The following is a 20,529-nucleotide window of genomic DNA, read 5'->3' as shown; positions in this document are numbered from 1 at the left end:
TTAGTGTCATCATGAAGGGGACATGTCGGGGCGAAATTGAGGATTGCTGGTGCCACACGAGGATCGTGAAACTCAGGGCGGGCGCGACATCTCGTCCCTGGACTTCGACAGCAACGGCATCTTGCGCCTTCAGTGGGCCCGCGGTGTGGTGATTGATGCCCCCAACGCCCAGCTGGCCATGGACCGTGTCAATGAGTTGTGCGGCGGCCGGCCCACGCCGCTGCTGATCGACATGGCCACCACGGACTCCGTCAGCCGGGCCGCCCGGGCCGTGTTCGCCAAGCACTGCGACGCCTCGGCAATCGCACTCCTCGGCTCCTCCGCCGTGGACCGGGTCCTCGCCAACTTCTTCCTCGGCGTCAATTCCGCGCCGGTTCCGACACGCTTTTTCACCAACGGTGAAGAGGCGGTCCGCTGGCTGACCTCGCAGGGCCATGACGGGGCGTGATGATGACCGCCGCCTCGAGGAACTCGTGGACGGCATCGTGGTTCTGTCCTCGGGCGATCTGTCGAACCGGCTGCCGGTCTCACCGGCCCGGGACGGGATAGACGCAGTCACCACCGGCATCAACCTGCTGGCCGAAGAGCTCCAGAGCATGTACGAGGACCTGGAAGTCCGGGTCGCCGAGCGGACCGCGCTCCTGGAGGCGGCCAAAGCCGAACTCCGGCGCGTCATCAACACCGATGAGCTGACCGGCCTGGCCAGCCGCTCGCTGCTGCAGGAAAAAGTGGCCGCAGCCGTTGCCGGGGCCGGCACGGGACGCCAGCCGGCCCTGATCCTGATGGACCTTGATTCCTTCCGGCTCATCAACGACAGCCTCGGCCACGCCGCCGGGGACGCCGTGCTGCGCGAGACGGCCCTGCGGCTTAGCGCCGCGGCCGGACCGGGCCACTTGATCGCACGCCTCAGCGGGGATGAATTCGCGGTGCTCGTCGCGGACCAGGACACGGAGTCCGTGCTGCGGACCGCGGCCCGGCTCGGCGAATCACTGAAGGACAGAATCGTTGCCGGCGGTGTGGCGGTCGCCCTCACGGCCGGCACCGGTGTCCGGCTCGGCGAACCGGGCCTGCGAAGCGAGGAACTCATCCGCGATGCCGACATCGCCATGCACGAGGCCAAGAAACGCGGCAGGGACACCCTCCTGGTGTTTTCCGCGGCCATGCACGAGGCCGCCAAGCAGCGGGTCCACCAGGTGGCGGAGCTGCGGACGGCACTGGCGACGGACCAGCTCGAGCTGGAGTACCAGCCCATCATGGACCTGCGCACCGGAGCGATCGCCGGCGCCGAGGCCCTGATCCGCTGGCGCCATCCCGCCTTGGGCCTGCTGGGGCCGGATACCTTCCTCGACGCCGCCGACGAGGCCGGGCTCACCGTGGAAATCGGCCACTGGGTGCTCCGGAACGCCATCGCACAAACCGGCCGCTGGAAGTCCGATCCGGGGCTTCCCGCGGACTTCAGCACGCACATCAACCTCTCCCCCGCGGACCTGCACCACGTCGATCTGGCACCCTACGTCGAAGGCCTGCTGACCCAGAACGGCGTCGAGCCCCGCCATATCTCGATCGAAATCACCGAAACCGCGATCATGCGCGGCGGCCCCGAAGTGGCCGCCACCATGCAGTCGCTCAATGACCTCGGCGTCCGGATCGAGATCGACGACTTCGGCACCGGCTATTCCTCCATCAGCTACCTGCGCACGCTCCCCGCCGCGCAGGCGAAGATCGATAAGTCCCTGCTCGACGGGCTGACCACGGACCGGCAGCAGGAAGCCTTCGTCGCGGCCATCCTGCAGCTCATCCATTCGGCCGGGCTGGGCGCCGTCGCCGAAGGCATCGAGGACAGGGAGCAAGCCAACCGGCTGCGGCAGCTGAACTGCGAGTTCGGCCAGGGGTATTTCTTCAGCCGCCCGCTCCCGGTGGCGGACATGACGGACCTGCTCGCGGACAGAGACGGCGCGGTCGCGTGAGCGGAACCGTGCCGGCGGGCAGACGCAAAACAGGAAAACGCAAACCAGGAAAACGCGTGCACTGGGTGGCAGATAGTGTCCGGCTCGCGGCCAGGGTTGCCGTGCTCTCCCTGCACCGTCCCAGCCGCCCGGACCGGCGCTGGGATGCCTTCTGGCGCGGCGTGTCCCAGGGATCGCTCCGGGAACCGGTCATCTGGGACGCCGCCCCGGGCGCCGGGAACGAAGAGATCCGGCACCACCTGCAGGTGATGGCCGGCGCGATGGACACCAGCCTTCCGGTGATCGATCTCGGCTGCGGGAACGGCACCATCACACGGCGGCTCACCGACATCTTCGCCTCGGTCCTCGGCGTCGACGTCTCACCCCAGGCCGTGGCAGCCGCGCATTCCGCACAGCCGCAGGTCGCGGGCCTCAGTTTCCGGAGCCTGGATGCCACGCAACCGGCCGCGGCGGCTGCGCTGGCGCGCGAACTCGGCGACGCCAACGTCTTTGTCCGCGGCGTGCTCCATGTCCTCAGCCGGCGTCGGCAGGCACACCTCGCAGGCTCCATCGAAGCGCTCCTGGGCACCCGGGGCAGGATCTACCTCGTCGAAACGAACGTCCCGGGCGGCGCCCTGAGCTACCTGCGGGAACTCGGCGCCACCGGCAAGCGGATCCCGGGACCGCTCCGCCAGGCCATTGCCTCGTTGCCGAAACCGGGCCACTTCGGTGCCGGGCAACGCTCCCGCGTGTTTCCCCCGGACCGCTGGACCCTCCTCGCGGAGGGCCCCACCGTCCTGAAGACGGTGCCGATGGAGGCCGGTGGACCGCCCGGCAGCATTCCCGCGTACTGGGCGGTCCTGGCCCCGGGGACTCAGACCTCCGGGAAGGCATCCACCCGCTGGTAATCGCGCGGGACCACCACCATCGGAACCGGAAGCGCCCGCAGCACCTTGAAAGCCGTGCTGCCAATGAACAGTTTGTGCTTCTCCGCCAGGCGGGAGGACCCGACGATCATGACCTCGCCGTCGTCCCATTCCAGGTCATCGATCGCTTCCTCGATCGTGCGGCCGTGGGCGACCTCCACACTGACGTGGTGGCCCTCCGGCAGACGGTGCGCGGCGGCAGCGAGGACGGTGTTGGCGTGGATGTGGGCGGCGTTGACGTTCTCCCCGCCGTCCCCCTCGACGTCCAGTTCCACGAGGGAAACCAGCCGAAGCGGCACGCCACGGCGCTCGGCGGATTCGATCGCGACGTCGATCGCCGCCTCCGCTCCGACGCGCTGGCCCACCGCGAGGGTCAGACGCGTGATGGCTTCGGTCTGGCGGTAGCCGCGCGGCGCCAGTGCCACCGGAACCGGGGCAGCGTGCAGCAGGGCGTTGGCCACGTTGCCCACGGTATGGCGCTTGAACAGGCCGCTGCTGGCGGCACCCACCACGATCAAGCCGGCCCTGAACTCGAGAGCGGCCTCGATGAGGCCGGCCGCGAACGATTCTGCCTGGCGGACATGGAAGTGCGCCTCCAGCCCCTCGGGGACCAGGTCCATTCCCTGGCGTTCCGCTGAGCGGATCTGCTGCTCCGCGGCGCTGACCTGGTTTCCTTCCGGATTCATCGCCACATAGGGCGTGTGCCGATCCACCACATAGACCAGGTCGAGATGCGCTCCCTGCGCGCGGGCCATGGCCGAGGCCAAGGCAACGGCGTCCGCACCACGTTCGGTGGGTGTATAGCCGACTACGTATCGCATGTATGAACCCCTTTTGGGTCTGGGGCAGATGCCAGCTGCGCCCCGGGGGTTCCGGGCGACGTCGGCCGGTCTGCGTTCCTGCAGTGGATAGGAACGACTCTAGTCCAGCCGCACGTCAAAAGGTGGTGACTTATTACCCTGACCAGCACAATCTTCCGGACCTACGCTGGAATGGTCGAGGGGAGCGCACCATGGACGCCATTCGCAACGGACGGACGCGGACGCGGACCGCGGGAGTGGGAACCCTGACGCTCCTGCTGGTCCTGACTGCCTGCACGCCGGCCCCGCAGCCCTCCGCCGGCAGCCAGCCGCCGTCGCAGTCCCCGACCGCCCCCGCCGGCCCGACCGCCAGCGCGTCGCCGTCGGCAACCGGGGATGCCGACGAAACGGCGCCGCCGCAACCAGGCGACAAGGTGATCTCCTCCACGGTCACCCACGACTGGTCCGTGCCGGGGCCGACCACCCCGTTCCACACGGACCACAAGAACCCTGTGCCGATCGCGCCCCCGCCGGCGGCACCGCTGCCGGCGCTGTCCGCCATCGGCGCGGGCCAGCACCCCTCCGACGCGCCGCCGTACGACCAGTTGAGCTTCCGCTTCACCGGTGGCTTCCCCAGCTACGACGTCGAAACGGTCCCCGAACTCGTCGACGACGGCAGCGGCCTGCCCATCCCGATGCCCGGCACGGGAACCCTCCTCGAGGTGACCTTCCGCGGGGCCCAGTCGCACACCCCGGACGGCACGGCCAGCACCGTGACCAGTGCGCCGCCGCCGGCAATCGGATACCAGGCGCTCACCAGCTACGCGCCGGCCGGGGACTTCGAGGGCGTGCTGAGCTACGGGATCGGCGTCGGCCGTCCGATGGGCACGATTCCGGAGACGAAGGTGCGGGTCACTGAGGTGGAGAAGATCGAGCAGGGCCAGCACCTGTACGTGGTGGCGATCCAGCTGGACGCGACGGCCTGGAAGTAGGACCGGACGCAGGGCCGGATGCAGGGCGAACAAAGCCTAGCCGGAAACAGCGGAGGAGCCACGGACCAGGTGTCCGCGGCTCCTCCGCTGTGTCGCCAGTTTTCGGGTAGGGCCGGCTCGCCGGGAAAGGATCGCCTTCCCGGCAGCTCACTGGGCCTTGGGCTAGGCGTTGGCCTTAATGGCCGCGGCCAGGACCCCGAGGCCGTCCAGCAGCAGCTCGTCGCTGATGACCAGCGGCGGCAGCAGCCGGATGACGTTGCCGTAGGTGCCGCAGGTGAGGATGATGACACCCTCCTTCAGGCAGGCTGCGGCGACGGCCTTGGTCAGCTCCGGGTGCGGCTCCTTGGAACCGGCCTGGACGAGTTCAATGGCCAGCATGGCGCCGCGGCCGCGGACGTCACCGATCACTGAACGGTCTCCAAGCTCAGCGGCGAGTTCGCGCAGCTTGCCGAGGGCGATCTCTTCAATGTGCTTGGCGCGGCCGTTGAGGTCGTACTGCTCCATCGAGCCGATCGACGCCAGCGCTGCTGCGCATGCCACCGGGTTGCCGCCGTAGGTGCCGCCGAGGCCGCCCGGGTGGACGGCGTCGAGGAGATCGGCGCGGCCCGTGATGGCGGAGAGCGGCATGCCGCCGGCGATGCCCTTGGCCATGGTGATGATGTCCGGGACAACACCTTCGTGGTTCACGGCGAACCATTCACCGGTGCGGCAGAAGCCGGACTGGACCTCATCGGCGATGAACACGATGCCTTTGTCCTTGGCCCAGTCCGCCAGCGCCGGCAGGAACCCGTCGGCGGGGACAATGAAGCCGCCTTCGCCCTGGATGGGTTCGATGATGATCGCGGCAACCTGCTCGCCGCCGATCTGCTTCTCGATCATGGTGATGGCGCGCTTGGCGGCCTCGGCACCGGTGATCTCCGGGTTTTCCTCGCGGAACGGGTAGCTCATCGGCATGCGGTAGACCTCGGGCGCGAACGGGCCGAAGTTGGTCTTGTACGGCATGGCCTTGGCGGTCAGTGCCATGGTCAGGTTGGTGCGGCCGTGGTAGGCGTGGTCGAATGCGACGACGGCGTCCCGGCCGGTGGCCAGGCGGGCCACCTTGACGGCGTTTTCGACCGCCTCGGCGCCGGAGTTGAACAGCACCGTGCGCTTTTCGTGGTCGCCCGGGGTGAGGCGGTTCAGCTGCTCGGCAACGGCGACATAGCCCTCGTACGGCGTGACCATGAAGCAAGTGTGGGTGAAGTGCTCCACGGCTTCCTTCACGGCGCCGACGACGGCGGGGTCCGAGGCGCCGACGCTCGTCACGGCGATGCCGGAGCCGAGGTCAATGAAGGAGTTGCCGTCGACGTCGTGGATGATGCCGCCGTCGGCGTCGGCCACGAAGACCGGGACGCTGGACGCGACGCCGGCCGCGACGACCGCCTTGCGGCGTTCGGTCAAGGCAACGGACTTGGGGCCCGGGAAGTCGGCCTGGACGCGGCGCTTCTGCTCGAGCCGGTAGGTGATGTCATGTGCGGTGGTGGTCATGGGAAGGCCTTCCTAAGCGTGCGGTTGAGGCGCGCGAGTTATGCGTCAGGTTGAGTTATGCGGATCCGCGTTTATGCGCCGGCGTTATGCGCCTGCGTTATGCGTCTGCGTTATGCGTCTGCGTTATGCGTCGAGCGCACTCATGACGTGCTTGATGCGGGTGTAGTCCTCCACGCCGTACATGGACAGGTCCTTGCCGTAGCCGGACTGCTTGAAGCCACCGTGCGGCATTTCGGCGGTGAGGAGAATGTGGGTGTTGATCCAGACGGCGCCGAAGTCGAGGTCGCGGCTCAGGCGCATGGCGGTTCCGTGGTTCGTCGTCCAGACGCTCGAGGCCAGGGCGTACTCCACGTCGTTGGCCAGTTCCACGGCCTCGTCCTCGGTGCTGAACTTCTGCACCGTGATGACCGGGCCGAACGTTTCCTTCTGGACGATGTCATCGGTCTGCTTGGCGCCGGTGACGATGGTGGGCTCGAAGAAGAAGCCTTTCTCGCCCGCACGGTGGCCGCCGGTCTCGATCTTGCAGTTCGCCGGCAGGTGCTCGACGACGGAGGTGACCGCATTGAAGTGGTTGACGTTGTTCAGCGGGCCGAAGTAGTTGTCTTCGTCGTTCTGCGAGCCGGTGTGCAGGGTCTTGGTGTGCTCCACCATGGCGGCAACGACGTCGTCGTGCACCGAATCCTGGACGAGGACGCGCGTAATGGCCGTGCAGTCCTGGCCGGCGTTGAAGAAGGCGAACTCGGCGATCGCCGCGGCGCTCTTCTTGATGTCGGCGTCGGCGAACACAATGGCCGGGGCCTTCCCGCCGAGTTCCAGGTGTGCGCGCTTGAGTCCCTTGGCGGCACCCGAGGCGACAGCGATGCCGGCGCGGACGGACCCGGTGATGGAGACCAGGCCGGGGACCTTGTGCTCGACCATCATGGCGCCGGTTTCGCCGGTGCCCAGGACAACGTTCAGGACGCCGGCCGGGAAGATCTCACCGGCGAGCCGGGCCAGCACCAGGGTGGATTCGGGGGTGGTGTCCGAGGGCTTGAGGACCACGGTGTTGCCGGCGGCCAGGGCGGGCCCGATCTTCCAGATGGCCATGAGGAACGGGTAGTTCCAAGGGGCCACCTGCGCAACGACGCCGATCGGCTCGCGCCGCACGTAGGAGGTGTGGCCTTCGAAGTACTCGCCGGCGGACTTGCCTTCCATGATGCGGGCGGCGCCCGCGAAGAAGCGCAGCTGGTCGGCGCCCGCGGCCACTTCCTCGGAGGCGATCAGGGAGCGGACCTGGCCGGTGTTGCGGTGCTGGGCCTCCACGAGCTCGTCACTGTTGGCCTCGACGGCATCCGCGAGCTTGAGCAGCATGAGCTGCCGCTGCCCGGGCGTGGTGTGCTTCCAGGTCTTGAACGCGTTCTTGGCTGCCGTCATGGCGGCGTCGACGTCGGCCTGCACCGAGATCGGCGCCTGCGCCACCACGTCACCGTTGGTGGGGTTCACGATGGGCAGCAATCCTGTGCCGGCGGGGGTGACGAACTCGCCGTTGATGAAGTTCTGCAAGGTTTGAACCACGGTGTACAACCTCTTTCTACTGCCAATGACGGATGTGTGACTGGTCACGAGCCTATGCCAGCAGGCCAAGGCAGGGAATAGGCACCTGCACACCATCCCCGCAGAACTTTAGTGCGCTTGACCAGCACCCGGCTATCCTGAATCCATGGCCATTTCACTCGCAGCCCTACTGGGAGTTCCGTCCCTGCATCTCACCAAGGCCGGACTCGCCGAAACCACCTGGCACCAGGACATTCTTTGGGTGGCCGTCACCGAACAGGAGGATCCGCAGCGGTTCCTCAACGGCGGCGAACTGATCCTGACGACCGGGATGCGGCTCAAGAGTGCCGCGGAGCAGCGCCGGTTCGTGCGTCAGGTCCAGCGGGCAGGCGCGGTGGGCATCGGGTTCGGGGTGGGCCTGACGCACGACGCCGTTCCGCCGGCCCTGATCGCCGAAGCCAACCGGTGGGGGCTGCCGGTGGTGGAAGTGCCCTACGAGACACCGTTCATCGCGATCGGAAAGCTCGTGGCCGACGCCCAGTCCGCGGACCACCTGGTCAAGCTTGAGCGGCTCATCGCCGGGCACCAGATCCTGGCCCGCGCCCTGCTGACCGGCGGCGGCCTCGCCGAGCTCCTGAAACACCTGGGGTCGATGCTGCGCACCGAGATCGTCCTGACCCAGTTCACCGCCCAGCTGTACAACAGCGTTGCCGGCCACCCGGCGCCCAAGGCCGAGGGCTGGGCGTCCTATCCCATCCCCACAGGACGCCGCGACGCCTGCACCCTGTGGGTGAAGCAGCCGTTCGAGGACACGGGCATCGTGGGCTACGCCCAAAACCTGATCAGCGTTGAGCTCAACAACATGGTCAAGCAACGGCAGGCGCAGCGGGCGCTGGCGGGCCAGGTCCTCGACGACGTTATCCACGGGACGCTGGAGGCGTCCGAAGCCACCCGGCGCCTGGCCGGCGTCGGCATTAACAGCACCCGCAAGAACGTGGTCCTGCTCGCCGAATCGGCCGCCCACCAGAAACAGCTGGGAAGCTCGTCGCTGCCCCAGCCGCTGGCTGCGGCGGTCGGCTCCGTCGTCGGGAAGGACCTCGTGGTGGTGGTGGCCGACGACGGCAGCGGCGCGAGCGCCCTTGCCCGCAGCCTCAGCGACCACCTCGCCGAGGCCGGGATCCATGCCACGATCGGCATAGGCGGGGCGTACACCAAGCCCAACGGCCTGCGCTGGAGCTATTTCGAGGCCCGCGACGCGGCCAGCCACGGGCTGCCGGTCAACGAGCCCGAGCGGCTGAGCCTGACCTCGCTGCTGCTGGCCAGCGAGGACGTTCCGCTGGCGGACATGGCCAGCGAATCACTGAACCCGCTGCGGGCCTTCGACGCGGCGCACGGCGCCGAACTCATGGCCACGCTGGAAAGCTACCTCGGCAACAACGGTTCGGTGGCGGCCGTCGCCGAGGAACTGACGCTGCACCGCAATACTGTCCGCTACCGGCTGGCGCAGATCACCGAACTCACCGGATACGACCCCGCGCAGACAGCGGACCGGGTGCAGCTCTGGCTCGCGCTCGCGGTGCAGCGGCTCAGCGCCCGGCACCCGCGCTGACCGGCACCCGCGCTGACCCGCAGCCCCGCAGCCGACCACCGCCGCACACCAGCCGCAACTCAAGCAACGCGGGGTCACTTGCAGAGATATTCGCCACTAAAGGCTGAGTCACAAACATCAAACGTCTAACCTTTAGCTATGGCTAGCAGCACGGCGGTTTCCGCACTTTCCCAGACAGCTCCACCCGGCGCGGTCCGCCCGCGGGGCGTGATCGTGGCCGGCGTCGTGGCGCTCGTGCTCATCGGGCTCAACCTGCGCGCCGGCATCACCGGCGCCGCCGCGCTTTTCCACGACCTGCAGGCTGTCCTGGGCTACGGCCCGCTGATCGCAGCGCTGCTCCCCTCGATCCCCACGCTGTGCTTCGCGGTGGCCGGCGCTGCCACGTCCTGGCTCACCCGGCAGCTGGGGCTGGAAAAAGCCATCCTGCTCTCCCTCGTGATGCTGGCCGCCGGGCTGCTGCTCCGCGGCGTCCCGTCCACCGGGATGCTGCTGGCCGGCACCGTGGCGGGGATGTCCGGGCTGGCCATCTGCAACGTGGCCATGCCCTCTTTCATCCGCGTGCACTTCGCGGACCGCACGTCCCTCATGACCGCCGTCTACACGCTGACCATGACCACAGGCGCCACCGCCACCGCCGTGCTGATCGTTCCGGTGGCCCAGGCCCTGGGCTCGCCGTCGGCGGGCGTCGGCGCGATCGGATTCCTGGCCCTGGGGGCGTGCCTCGGCTTCCTCCCGATCGCGGTACACGCCCACCGCAACGCGTCCGCGACCAAGGCTGCCCGGGTCTCGCCATGGCCCCTGCTACGGACCCGCACGGGCGCCCTGATCACCCTCGGCTTCACGGTGCAGGCGCTCCTGGCCTATGCCGTGCTCAGCTGGTTCCCCTACATGCTGGCCACCATGGGCCTCACCGCCTCCGACAGCGGGCTCATGTTCGGACTCATGCAGCTCGTCTCCGTCCCCGCCGGCATGGTGCTGGTGGCCATCGGTTCACGCCCCCGGATGCTGCGGACGGCGTTCTACCTTGCCACCGTGACCATGGCCCTGGGCATCCTGGCCATGCTGGTCCTCCCCCCTGCCTGGTCTCCCCTGACCGCTGTGCTGGTGGGCTTCGGCCTCGGCATCTTCCCGCTGGTCATGGTGATGATCAGCCGCAGCGGCCGCAGCACGGCCGAGACCACCGCGCTGTCCACCGTGGCCCAGTCCGCCGGGTATCTGCTGGCGACGCTCGGCCCGTTCGGCATGGGCCTGTTGCACAGCGCCACCAATTCCTGGACGCTGCCGTTGGCCCTGCTGCTGGCCGTGGCCCTCGGCCAGATCGCGGTTGGCCACCTGCTCTCGGCCGGACCGAAGGAGCTGCGGGCCAAGGAACTGGCAGCCAAAAAGCTGCGGGCCACCGCCCCGCACTCCTCAGAAGGAAACCGGCCATGACACTCACTGCCTCGCACCGGCCACCGCTGGCGGAGGAAATCACTGCCAAGCTGCGAGCCCTGATCCACTCGGGCGAGTGGCCGCTGCAGCAGCGCATTCCGGCCGAACCTGAGCTGATGGCCGCCTTTGGGGTCTCCCGCGGCACCCTGCGTGAGGCCATCAAAGCGCTGGCCCACAGCGGAATGCTCGAGGTCCGCCGCGGGGACGGCACGTATGTCCGCGCCACGAGCGAGATCGCAGGCGCCACGCAGCGCATGTATGAGGACCACTCCCAGGAGCACATCCTCGAGGTCCGGGTCGGGCTGGACACCCAGGCGGCCCGGCTCGCTGCACGGCATGCGACGGCCGAGGACCTCACCGCCCTGCGCGGTTTGCTCACCGCCCGCCGCGCCGCCTGGCTCGCCGGGGACTACGCCGCGTGGGCCCGGGCAGACTGGGACTTCCATGCGCGCGTGGCCGAGGCGTCCGCCAACCCGCTGCTGCATGAGCTGTATGTCAGTTTCGGCAGCGTATTCCACAAGGACCTGCTCCGCCAGCAGCGTCGGGGAGGCTTCAACGGCCTGCCGCACGAGGGCCACGACGAACTCGTGGCCGCGATTGCCGCCCGCGACGAGGCGGCCGCCGTCGAAAGCGTCACCCGGAACCTGAATTCCTGCGCGGAATGGCTCCAGGAGTAACCCAAGGCTTTCCCAAGGTGCGCGGAAGATGCTCTGTCTCAGTGGCGGGGCCGGCCCCTGCGCCCAGCAGCAGGGGCCGGCTCGGCCGAGAGACACCCGGTTCCGCCGGCGCCCATTAGGGTCTTAGTGCCGTAGACCGGACTCCAGCCGCGGTCAACACTAAGAATGGCAGGACGCCGCACGAGGGTGCCCGCGACAAGTGCAGCTGCGCCCCAGTCCCGGGCCGAGGTGCCGGTCTCGTTGGATGACAGTCTCGCCGGTGTCGCAGTGTTGTGGTTTACCTCAGCAAGTACGTCGCGAGGAGGTCGATGGTGGGCAAGAAGAAAAAAAAGTCCAAGGGCTCCGACGCAGAGGACGAGCGCGCCGGGAAGAAGATGCCGCGCAAGAAGTACGAAGCGGAGATGGAGGTCCTGCAGGGTGAACTGGTCGCCATGCAGGAGTGGGTGAAGTCCACCGGAGCCAAAATCTGCATCGTCTTCGAAGGCCGCGACACGGCCGGCAAGGGCGGCACGATCAAGCGCATCGTCGAGCGGGTGAGCCCCCGGGTGTTCCGCGTGGTCGCGCTCCCCACACCGACCGAGCGGGAGAAGTCGCAGATGTACCTCCAGCGCTACATGTCGCACTTCCCGGCGGCGGGCGAGGTGGTCATCTTCGATCGCAGCTGGTACAACCGTGCGGGCGTCGAACGGGTGATGAATTTCTGCACCCCGGAACAGACCCAGAGGTTCCTCGACATGACTCCGATGGTGGAGAAGGCGATGGTCGACTCCGGGATCATCCTGCTCAAGTACTGGCTCGAGGTCAGCGCGGACGAGCAGACCAGGCGGCTCGAGAGCCGCATGGATGATCCCCGCAAGACCTGGAAACTCTCTCCGATGGACCTGAAGTCCTACAAACGGTGGTACGACTACTCCCGGGCCCGGGACGCCATGTTCGAGGCGACCGACACCGCCTGGGCACCGTGGTACATCGCGCACAATGACATCAAGAAGCGCGGCCGGCTCAACGTCATCAGCCATATTCTCAGCCAGGTGCCCTACGAGCCGTACCCGGGGCTCGACGTCGAGCTCCCCAAGCGCCAGAAGGCCGGCGATTACACCGAGCCGGCACTGTCCGTGCGGCACATCCCCACCCCGTTCTAAGCAGCGCCCCGGCGATGAGGAGGAAGTCATGAGCGACGATCCCGGAGCAGTAGCTGGGGTGGCCCCGGCGGAGGCAGACGCGAGCTGGTATGCGCTGGCACCGGCTGAAGTGGCGGCCGAGCTGAAGGTGGATCCGGCTGGCGGGTTGAGCACGGGAGAGGCGCAGCAGCGGCTGCAGGAGTACGGCCCGAACGCCCTGGCCGCCGCAAAGCAGGAGCCGGTATGGAAACGGTTCTTCAAGCACTATCAGGACTACATGCAGATCGTCCTTGTGGTCGCCGCCCTGGTCAGCTTGCTGATCGCGGAATACGGAACCGCTATTGGGCTTGCCCTGCTGACGCTGTTCAACGCGTGGCTGGGGTACCACCAGGAGGGCAAGGCCGAAGAAGCCGCTGCCTCCCTGGGGGAGATGATGAAGGCTATGGCCAAGGTGCGCCGCGACGGTGACGTTGTGGAGCTCCCCGCCGAACAGATCGTCCCCGGCGACATCGTGGTGGTCGATGCCGGTGACCGCGTCCCCGCCGACGGCCGGATCATCCTGGCGGCAACCCTCCAGATCGAGGAGGGCGCCCTGACCGGGGAGAGCGTCGCCGTCGAGAAGGACACCGAGACCATCGGCCGGCACGACGTCGGCATCGGCGACCGCCTGAACATGGCGTTCATGAACACGAACGTGACGCGGGGCCACGGCGAAATCCTCGTCACCACCACCGGCATGGGCTCGGAAGTCGGCCACATCGCCCACATGCTGTCCGGGCAGAAAGTGGAGAAGACCCCGCTCACCAAGCAGGTGGACCGGCTCACCATCTTCATCATTGTCGCGGCCCTCTTCGCGTTTATCGCTATCGTCGTGATGGGCCTGGCCTCCGGCGAGTCCTTCGCGGTGCTCTTCGGAATCGGTGTGGCCCTGGCAGTCGGCTCCATCCCGGACGCGCTGCCCGCCGTCGTCACCACCATCCTGTCCGTCGGGTCGGTCAATATGGCCAAGAAGAACGCCATCATGAAGGTCCTCCCTGCGGTCGAGACCCTGGGCTCCACCTCGGCCATCAACTCGGACAAGACCGGCACCCTGACCCTGAACCAGATGACGGTCCGCGAGATCACCACCGTGCAGCACCACTACACCGTCAGCGGTGAGGGCTACAGTTTCGACGGCCAGATTCAACGGACCACCGGAGACGCCGAACGGGACCTGGACTACGTGATGTTCTCCTGCGCCTTGTGCAACGACTCCGATATCAACGACGGCGAGGTGGTCGGGGACCCCACCGAGGCGGCGCTCTACGTGCTGGCGCAGAAAGGCGGCGTGGACGTCAGGGAATTCCGCCGGAACAACCCGCGCGTGGCGTCGGTACCGTTCGATTCCGACTACAAGTTCATGGCCACGTTCCACCGGATGCCGGGGGACGATGGCAGGCCCGTGATCCGGGCCTACGTGAAGGGGGCACCCGACGTCCTCCTGAGCAGGTCCTCGTTCGGCCGGATGCCGGGCGGCCACGCCGAGCGCCTCACCGACGAAATGCGGGGCAAGGTGCTTGCCGAGAACGATCGCATCGCCAGCCAGGGCAGGCGGGTGCTCGCCCTGGCGCAGCGCGAGTTCGACCCGGCGACGTTCCAGCCTTCGGGCGACCTGATGGCGCTGATGCAGGATCTGGAGATTTCGGCGCTGATCGGCGAGGTTGACCCGCCGCGCGCCGAGGCGGTGGCCGCCATCGCCAAGGCAAAGCACGCCGGCATCCGGGTCCGGATGATCACCGGCGACCACGCCGTCACCGCTGCGGCGATCGCCGATGAACTGGGCATCAGGGGCCGCGCGGTGACCGGGGCCGAGTTCGCGGCGATGAGCGACGCGGAGGCCGACAGCCAGGTGGACGGGATCGGCGTGATCGCCCGCGTCGCCCCCGAACACAAGGTACGGCTGGTCGAGGTGCTCAAGCGCAAGGGCAACATCGTGGCCATGACCGGCGACGGCGTGAACGACGCGCCGGCCATCGCGGCCGCCGACATCGGGATCGCGATGGGCATCACCGGCACCGACGTCGCCAAGGGTGCGGCCAAGATGATCCTGGCCGACGACAACTTTGCCACCATCGTGGCGGCGGTCGAAGAGGGCCGGCTCGTGTACGACAACCTGCAGAAGTTCATCCGGATCCAGGTTGCCAACCTGTTCATGTTCATTCTGGCGTTCATCGGATCCTCGGCCTTCGCCATAGCAGGCACGGCCCTGCTCAGCCCGGCCCAGGTGCTGTGGATCCACATGGCGATCGTCGCCCCGATTGGGGCGGTGATGGGCCTGGATCTCGCGACGCCGGGCATCATGGACCGCAAACCACGGCCCTTCAACCAGCCGATTCTCGTACGGTCGATGATGGTGCGCCTGTTCGTCGTCGGGCTTTTCATGGCGGCCGCGACGCTGATCCTCGTGCAGATCGGCAAAACCACCTACGGTTCGCTGGAGGTCGGCCAGAGCATGGCCGTGGTGGGGCTGGGGCTGATGAACATCTTCGTGGCGCTCAATCTGCGTTACCCGACCGAGAGCGCCTTCGGGCCCGCCACGGTGTCCAACCCGAAGCTGCTCTGGGCGTTCGCGTGGGCCGTCCTCGGCTCGATGCTGATCACCCAGATGAGGGTGATGCAGGACCTGTTCGGCACGCTGCCGCTTACCGGCCAGCAGTGGCTGCTCTGCCTGGTTCCGGGCGTGGTGCTGCTGTTCCTCGGTGAACTCTTCAAGATCATCCTGCGGGCCCGGCAATCCAAGGGCCGGGCCCCAGTCCCGGCTCCCCCCGTTCCGGCGTGAGAGTGCTGTTCCGGCGTGAGTGCGGCTGCCACCGTTGAGGGCCGGAACGCGATGTTCCGGCCCTCAACAGTGGCGCATACCGGCTGTGCCGGGGCTAGCGGACGAGGCCCTTCAAGACGTTCTTGGGCCGCTGCATCTCGCCGTGCTTGGCGCCGAGCACGATCACCCAGCCGGCGAACACGGGGATGGTCCACTGCAGGATCTTCAGCTGCTGCTGCGCGGAACGAAGTTCCTCGGAGGCACCCGGCTCCGGCTCGGTGGCACCCTTGGCGCCCTCGGCGGCCAGCTTGTCCACCTTGGCTCCCTGCAGGCCCGCGTACAGGGTCACGGCGGCACCGGCGAGGGTGACGACGGACTTGTAGACGCTCAGGCGCGTGACGCCGTCCTGCTTGGCCATCCGGCCCTTGTTCTCCCACATGACGGCGAGGCCCGAAAGAAAATGCGCCCCAAACGCCGCCGTCTGGTACGGCGCCCACTTCTTCCAGCCCAGGCTTGAGAGGCGGGTACGTTCCGCCGGGTCCTTGGCTTCGGCAGTAGCACCGTTGAGCCCAATGGCGCCCATCAGGGAGCCGCCGAACCAGGCGGCTGCCGTCAGGTCGTGAATGGATCGGGCAACAAGATTACCTGCCATGTTGAGCTTCCTATCATCTGTCTTCGAATCCGAATCGCAGGGGCAGCAAGGCTGCCGGTCCGCGGCATGTCCACGAGGGGGGCCATGACTCGGCTATGGTAAGCACACTTACCAAAAACGCGGTAGTCCAAGCGGCTGCCACTTCGCCGGGCGTAGAATCGGCGCCATAGGCACACCGCCCTAGGCACAACACCGGCCCACCGCCGTAGGCACGACACCGTCCACCGCCGTAGGCACGACACCGTCCACCGCCGTAGGCACGACACCGTCCACCGCCGTAGGTACGACACCGTCCACCGGACCAGATGAGGAATAGCCGCATCACCATGGCAGAAGAAGAGTCCGGGATCGAAGCCGCCATCGGCGACGCCGTCGACACCGCGGAGGCGGCGTCGAACAGCACCGCGCTCGACGTCGTCGCCCGTTCCGGATTCGCCGTGATGGCACTGCTTCATATCGTGATCGGGGCCATCGCCGTCGCCCTGGTCCTGGGCGCGCCGGGCCAGGCCGAACCCACCGGCGCCATCGAACAACTCGCTGCCAACCCCTGGGGTCCGGCGGTGATGTGGGCGGCCTGCATCGCCTGCGCGGGCCTCGCGCTCTGGCAGCTGAGCGAGGCGACGCTCCGCGGCCGCCACCTGCCGCGCCGGGAGCAGCTGGGCAAACTCATTTCCTCCGGCTTCCTTGCCATAGCGTACGGGAGCGTCGGGCTGAGCTTCGCGGGCTTCGGCCTCGGCCAGCGCGGCGACTCGGGAGAGTCGACCCGGGATTTCAGCACGGCCCTGATCCAGTCACCGTTCGGGGTTCCGGCCCTGGCCGGCCTCGGGCTCACCATCATGGGAATCGGCGTGTATTTCATCGTCAAGGGCTTCGGGAAGAAGTTCAAGGAGGAACTGCAGCACTTCGAGGGGACCCGCCGCGGCAGGGTCATCAGCGCCCTTGGCGTCACCGGCCACGTCTCGAAAGGGCTGGCGCTGATCCTGACCGGGCTGCTCTTCGTCGTGGCCGCGGCGACCAACAATCCCGGTTCCTCCACCGGCCTGGACGGCAGCCTCAAGGCGCTCCGGGACCACCCCTTCGGCCCGTACCTGCTCCTGGCGATCGGGGCGGGCTTCATTGCCTACGGCGTGTTCGCGCTGGTCCGGGCGCGCTTCGGCCGGATGTAGCCGCCCGCCCCGGATGGGGATTTCCTTGTTTGGCATCCGCCCGCGGGACTATCGTGGAGCTACCCCGGGCCGGGCAAGTCTCGCAGAGGTATGGCATGAGCTACGTTCCGGTGAGCAGACGCACCCTCCGACGGCACCGTGAATCTGAGCGGTCCACGCGGCGGCTTGTGGCCGCCCTGTCCGCCGCGGCCGCCGCGGCCTGGCTGCTTTCGGTCACGTTGTCCACCGCGGTCCATGTCGACACCTATGTCCACCATGTCGCCGTCGTGTTGCACGTGCTGTCGATGGTGGTGGCCTTTGGCGCCGTCGTCCTGATGGACTGGCACGGCTTCCTGTGGCTGATCGGCAGACGCGACCTGGCCGAAACCATCAGGCTCGACGGCGCAGCGACACCGCTGATCTGGGGCGGCCTGGCCGGCATGCTGGCCACGGGCGTGTTCCTGAACCCGCACCTGAGCAACCCGATGACGGACCTCAAGCTCGCCGCCGTCCTTGTGCTCAGCCTGAACGGGATCATGCTCATTCCGCTCATGCGGCGGCTGGCCAGGCTGACGCCCGATGCCTCGTTCAAGGACCTGGCCGCCGGGCAACGGGTCCATCTGCTGCTGTGCCTGGTGATCTCGCAGCTGTGCTGGTGGACGGCGATTGTCATCGGGTTCATTAACGCCGAGTTCTGAGGTGCCGCCGGGCCGCGCCCGGGAACTAGCCGGCGGCCTTCCGCAGCGGCACCACGTCGCCTTCCTGGTACAGCAGGGCGCGGAGCTCGGACTCGGCGGAATCCAGCCGCCTCGGGTCAATCGTTTCCCCGGCCGCGAAGTGGTCCAACAGCCGGGGATCCACGTAGCTTTTCCGGGCGATCGACGGTGTGTTGCCCAGGACCGCGGCCGCATCCTGCATGGCCTGGCTCACCGCGCTCTTCCGGGCAGAGACCTTCGCCTGGGGGCCGCTCTGCGCCAGGCTGACCGCTGCCGCCGCCGTCCCCCGCAGGGTGCGGAAATCCTTTGCGGTGAAGTCCTCCCGCGTGCGCTCCTTGACGTACTCGTTGATGTCCGCGCTCGACACCGGATGCCAGCTGCGGCCGTCCTTGTAGGCCAGCAGGCGGGCGTTGCCGCCGCGGCGCTTGAGCTGGCGCACGACGGCGGGGAGGTCGGCGTCGTCAATCCGGGACTCCCAGGTCTTGCCGCTCTTGGCCGGGAAGCTGAGCCGGAGTTCGTCCTTGCGCACCTTGACGTGGGCGCAGAGCAGGGTGGCGAGGCCGTGGCTGCCGTTTTCGTTGGTGTAGCGCTCCGAGCCGACGCGCAATGATCCGCTGTCGAGCATCCGAAAGGCGGCCGCCAGCACGCGTTCCCGCGTCAGCCCTTCGGAGCGCAGGTCCATGGTCACCAGGCGGCGTGCGGTCGGCAGGGTCTCAGCCAGCTGGAGCGAACGGTCGAACTTCAGCCGGTCCTTCCGTTCCCGCCAGCTCGGATGGTAGATGTACTGCCGCCGTCCCACCGCGTCGACGCCCGTGGCCTGGATGTGCCCGTTGTCGTACGGGGCGATCCAGACGTCGGTCCAGGCCGGCGGGATCCCGATGCCCTCGAGCCGTTCCCGCACGGGGCCCGGCGGCAGGGTGGAGCCGTCCAGGTCCTTGTAACTGAACCCGGTCCCGGCGGGGACCCTGCGGTACCCGCGGCCGGACGCGTTGCTGTGGCGGAGCCTCATTGGCCGGCCCTGGGCGAGTGTTCATCCATGACGGTAAGCCTACTGACTACCGCCCAGGTTTCCACGCCCTTTCACGCCCTGAAAAACGACGCGGGCCACTTCGCGCCCCTCTTCCTGTCTGGAATGGGCGCGAAGTGACCCGCTTTGCTCCGTGCTGGTCTGCGTTGAGGCTAGACCTCGACGGCAGCGCCGCGGGAGATCTCCACCATGTCCTCGCGGGGCACCACCTTGATGCGCTCGCGCTGGACGGCGACGCCGTGCGACCCGCCGGCAGCGGTGGCCTTTTCGCCCAGGGCGCGCTCGTGCTCGTCCAGGGCCAGCCAGCCTTCCCAGCTGGTGTACTCGACGCCGCGGCCCGCGAGGAGCTCGACGATCGCCTCGGGGGCGGGCGCCGCGGCCAGCGGCAGGTTTTCGCGGTCCTCCAGCAGGTGTGTCACGGTTTCGAGGGCGTCACCCTTGGTGTGGCCGATCAGTCCCACCGGACCGCGCTTGATCCAGCCGGTCGCGTAGATCCCCGGCACGTGGCTGCCGGCGGCGTCCAGGACCCGGCCGCCGTCGTTCGGGACGACTCCCTTGCTGTGGTCGAATTCGACCTCGGGGAGGGCGGAGCCGAAGTAGCCGATGGCGCGGTACACGGCCTGGACCGGGTACTCGACAAACTCGCCCGTGCCGCGGGCGTTGCCGGTGCCGTCCAGTTCGGTGCGCTCGAACTTGATCCCGGCGACGCGGCCGGGCGCGTCGGCGCCGTCTGTGGTTTCTGCGTAGATCTCGACGGGGCTGTGCAGGAAGTGCAGGTGCAGCCGGCGGGACGCGGTGAGCTCGGAGAGGTCCTCGGGCTGTTCGGCGATCCAGTTGGTGAGCGTGCCCACCATGGTCTTGGTCTGGTTGTTGCTCTGGATCTGCCGGTCCGATTCGGCGTCGAACTCGAAGTCCTCGGCGTAGAGGATGATGTCCACGTCCTTGGAGTGGGAAAGTTCGCGCAGTTCCAGGGGCGTGAACTTGACCTGGGCGGGCCCGCGCCGGCCGAACACGTGCACGTCCGTGACCGGCGAGGACTTCAGCCCGGCGTAGACGTTGTCCGGGATTTCGGAGACCAGGAGGTCGTCGGCGTGCTTGGAGAGCATGCGGGCCACGTCGAGGGCCACGTTGCCGTTGCCGATCACGGCGATTTCCTTGGCCTCCAGCGGCCATTCGCGGGACACGTCGGGGTGCCCGTCGTACCAGGACACGAAGTCGGCGCCGCCGTAGGAGCCCTCAAGCTCGATGCCGGGGATGTTGAGGTCCGCATCCTTGATGGCGCCGGTGGCGAAGATGACGGCGTCGTAGTGGGTGCGGAGGTCATCGATGGACAAGTCCGTGCCGTAGTCCACGTTGCCGAAGAACCGGATGTCGCCGCGGTCCAGGACCTTGTGCAGAGCGTTGACGATGCCCTTGATGCGGGGGTGGTCGGGGGCCACGCCGTAGCGGATCAGACCGTAGGGTGCCGGGTAGCGGTCGAAGAGGTCAATGCTGACGGTGAGCTCGCCGCTCTTGACGGCCTCGCTCTTGGTCAGGATGTCCGCGGCGTAGACGCCGGCGGGACCGGAGCCGACGACGGCGACGCGCAGCGGGCGGGCGGCGGTTCCTACGGGGGTGCTAGTTGACACGG

Annotated in this window: 17 protein-coding genes; 11 read left to right on the top strand and 6 right to left on the bottom strand. The window is 67.9% G+C overall.

Annotated features, from left to right (window positions below; translation table 11 throughout):
* Positions 1-43 precede the first annotated feature (43 nt).
* The 3 genes from AC1DZV_RS04890 (at position 44) to AC1DZV_RS04880 (ending at position 2,854) form a co-directional block, all read left to right on the top strand.
* Complete coding sequence (locus AC1DZV_RS04890; protein WP_243181987.1) at positions 44-448, top strand: DUF7793 family protein; 405 nt, start codon at positions 44-46, stop codon at positions 446-448.
* Positions 435-1,967, top strand: a complete 1,533-nt coding sequence (locus AC1DZV_RS04885) for a putative bifunctional diguanylate cyclase/phosphodiesterase (protein WP_476953138.1) — start codon at positions 435-437, stop codon at positions 1,965-1,967. Before AC1DZV_RS04890 ends, AC1DZV_RS04885 begins: the two co-directional genes overlap by 14 nt.
* 65 nt (positions 1,968-2,032) lie before the next feature.
* Positions 2,033-2,854, top strand: coding sequence for a class I SAM-dependent methyltransferase (locus tag AC1DZV_RS04880; RefSeq protein ID WP_476953137.1), 822 nt, complete (start codon positions 2,033-2,035; stop codon positions 2,852-2,854).
* On the opposite strand, the gene AC1DZV_RS04875 is transcribed toward AC1DZV_RS04880, so the two are convergent.
* The gene (locus AC1DZV_RS04875) at positions 2,821-3,693 is read right to left on the bottom strand and encodes a universal stress protein (RefSeq protein WP_476953136.1); all 873 of its coding nucleotides are present in this window, start codon (positions 3,691-3,693) and stop codon (positions 2,821-2,823) included. The two genes, AC1DZV_RS04880 and AC1DZV_RS04875, sit on opposite strands and share 34 nt — an antisense overlap.
* 191 nt (positions 3,694-3,884) lie before the next feature.
* On the opposite strand from AC1DZV_RS04875, the gene AC1DZV_RS04870 reads away from it, so the two are divergent.
* Positions 3,885-4,664, top strand: a complete 780-nt coding sequence (locus AC1DZV_RS04870) for an AMIN-like domain-containing (lipo)protein (protein WP_476953135.1) — start codon at positions 3,885-3,887, stop codon at positions 4,662-4,664.
* Positions 4,665-4,826: 162 nt separating this feature from the next.
* Here AC1DZV_RS04870 and gabT read toward each other — a convergent pair whose 3' ends face one another.
* Both gabT and AC1DZV_RS04860 read right to left on the bottom strand, forming a co-directional pair.
* Positions 4,827-6,191 (bottom strand): 4-aminobutyrate--2-oxoglutarate transaminase, encoded by a 1,365-nt coding sequence (gene gabT / locus AC1DZV_RS04865; RefSeq protein ID WP_476953134.1) that lies wholly within the window; start codon positions 6,189-6,191, stop codon positions 4,827-4,829.
* Between the two features lie 123 nt (positions 6,192-6,314).
* Positions 6,315-7,745 (bottom strand): gamma-aminobutyraldehyde dehydrogenase, encoded by a 1,431-nt coding sequence (locus AC1DZV_RS04860; protein WP_476953133.1) that lies wholly within the window; start codon positions 7,743-7,745, stop codon positions 6,315-6,317.
* A 145-nt stretch (positions 7,746-7,890) separates the two neighbouring features.
* Here AC1DZV_RS04860 and AC1DZV_RS04855 point away from each other — a divergent pair, with 145 nt between their 5' ends.
* From AC1DZV_RS04855 to AC1DZV_RS04835, 5 genes are all read left to right on the top strand, one after another.
* Complete coding sequence (locus AC1DZV_RS04855; protein ID WP_028276686.1) at positions 7,891-9,333, top strand: PucR family transcriptional regulator; 1,443 nt, start codon at positions 7,891-7,893, stop codon at positions 9,331-9,333.
* 138 nt (positions 9,334-9,471) lie between these two features.
* Positions 9,472-10,764, top strand: coding sequence for an MFS transporter (locus AC1DZV_RS04850; protein WP_476953132.1), 1,293 nt, complete (start codon positions 9,472-9,474; stop codon positions 10,762-10,764).
* On the top strand, positions 10,761-11,441 hold the full coding sequence (locus AC1DZV_RS04845; protein ID WP_476953131.1) for a FadR/GntR family transcriptional regulator: 681 nt from the start codon (positions 10,761-10,763) through the stop codon (positions 11,439-11,441). The genes AC1DZV_RS04850 and AC1DZV_RS04845 overlap by 4 nt, the downstream gene beginning before the upstream one ends.
* A gap of 272 nt (positions 11,442-11,713) precedes the next feature.
* Positions 11,714-12,583, top strand: coding sequence for a polyphosphate kinase 2 (gene ppk2 / locus AC1DZV_RS04840; RefSeq protein ID WP_476951583.1), 870 nt, complete (start codon positions 11,714-11,716; stop codon positions 12,581-12,583).
* A gap of 28 nt (positions 12,584-12,611) precedes the next feature.
* The gene (locus AC1DZV_RS04835) at positions 12,612-15,380 is read left to right on the top strand and encodes a cation-translocating P-type ATPase (protein ID WP_476953130.1); all 2,769 of its coding nucleotides are present in this window, start codon (positions 12,612-12,614) and stop codon (positions 15,378-15,380) included.
* A 94-nt stretch (positions 15,381-15,474) separates the two neighbouring features.
* Here the strand turns inward: AC1DZV_RS04835 and AC1DZV_RS04830 are convergent, their stop codons facing one another.
* Complete coding sequence (locus AC1DZV_RS04830; protein ID WP_476953129.1) at positions 15,475-16,011, bottom strand: hypothetical protein; 537 nt, start codon at positions 16,009-16,011, stop codon at positions 15,475-15,477.
* A gap of 326 nt (positions 16,012-16,337) precedes the next feature.
* Between AC1DZV_RS04830 and AC1DZV_RS04825 the strand changes: the two genes are divergently transcribed.
* Positions 16,338-17,177, top strand: a complete 840-nt coding sequence (locus tag AC1DZV_RS04825) for a DUF1206 domain-containing protein (RefSeq protein ID WP_476953128.1) — start codon at positions 16,338-16,340, stop codon at positions 17,175-17,177.
* A 110-nt stretch (positions 17,178-17,287) separates the two neighbouring features.
* The gene (locus tag AC1DZV_RS04820; RefSeq protein WP_476953127.1) at positions 17,288-17,854 is read left to right on the top strand and encodes a hypothetical protein; all 567 of its coding nucleotides are present in this window, start codon (positions 17,288-17,290) and stop codon (positions 17,852-17,854) included.
* A 25-nt stretch (positions 17,855-17,879) separates the two neighbouring features.
* Here the strand turns inward: AC1DZV_RS04820 and AC1DZV_RS04815 are convergent, their stop codons facing one another.
* Both AC1DZV_RS04815 and AC1DZV_RS04810 read right to left on the bottom strand, forming a co-directional pair.
* Positions 17,880-18,881: a DNA topoisomerase IB gene (locus AC1DZV_RS04815; RefSeq protein WP_476953126.1), complete on the bottom strand. Its 1,002-nt coding sequence runs from the start codon at positions 18,879-18,881 to the stop codon at positions 17,880-17,882.
* A gap of 170 nt (positions 18,882-19,051) precedes the next feature.
* On the bottom strand, positions 19,052-20,527 hold the full coding sequence (locus AC1DZV_RS04810; RefSeq protein WP_476953125.1) for an FAD-dependent oxidoreductase: 1,476 nt from the start codon (positions 20,525-20,527) through the stop codon (positions 19,052-19,054).
* Positions 20,528-20,529 lie beyond the last annotated feature (2 nt).

This window comes from Arthrobacter sp. P1_D12, assembly GCF_056406175.1.
Note: the sequence above shows the minus strand (reverse complement) of the source record. Positions and strands in the feature narration are given on the sequence as shown.

What these genes read in the sequence shown, in the direction of transcription:
- AC1DZV_RS04855 (WP_028276686.1), top strand. Translation starts at nt 7,891, where the DNA reads ATGGCCATTTCACTCGCAGCCCTACTGGGAGTTCCGTCCCTGCATCTC.
- AC1DZV_RS04815 (WP_476953126.1), bottom strand. Translation starts at nt 18,881, where the DNA reads ATGAGGCTCCGCCACAGCAACGCGTCCGGCCGCGGGTACCGCAGGGTC.
- AC1DZV_RS04850 (WP_476953132.1), top strand. Translation starts at nt 9,472, where the DNA reads ATGGCTAGCAGCACGGCGGTTTCCGCACTTTCCCAGACAGCTCCACCC.
- AC1DZV_RS04875 (WP_476953136.1), bottom strand. Translation starts at nt 3,693, where the DNA reads ATGCGATACGTAGTCGGCTATACACCCACCGAACGTGGTGCGGACGCC.
- AC1DZV_RS04870 (WP_476953135.1), top strand. Translation starts at nt 3,885, where the DNA reads ATGGACGCCATTCGCAACGGACGGACGCGGACGCGGACCGCGGGAGTG.
- AC1DZV_RS04885 (WP_476953138.1), top strand. Translation starts at nt 435, where the DNA reads ATGACGGGGCGTGATGATGACCGCCGCCTCGAGGAACTCGTGGACGGC.
- AC1DZV_RS04825 (WP_476953128.1), top strand. Translation starts at nt 16,338, where the DNA reads ATGGCAGAAGAAGAGTCCGGGATCGAAGCCGCCATCGGCGACGCCGTC.
- AC1DZV_RS04835 (WP_476953130.1), top strand. Translation starts at nt 12,612, where the DNA reads ATGAGCGACGATCCCGGAGCAGTAGCTGGGGTGGCCCCGGCGGAGGCA.
- AC1DZV_RS04830 (WP_476953129.1), bottom strand. Translation starts at nt 16,011, where the DNA reads ATGGCAGGTAATCTTGTTGCCCGATCCATTCACGACCTGACGGCAGCC.
- AC1DZV_RS04845 (WP_476953131.1), top strand. Translation starts at nt 10,761, where the DNA reads ATGACACTCACTGCCTCGCACCGGCCACCGCTGGCGGAGGAAATCACT.
- gabT (WP_476953134.1), bottom strand. Translation starts at nt 6,191, where the DNA reads ATGACCACCACCGCACATGACATCACCTACCGGCTCGAGCAGAAGCGC.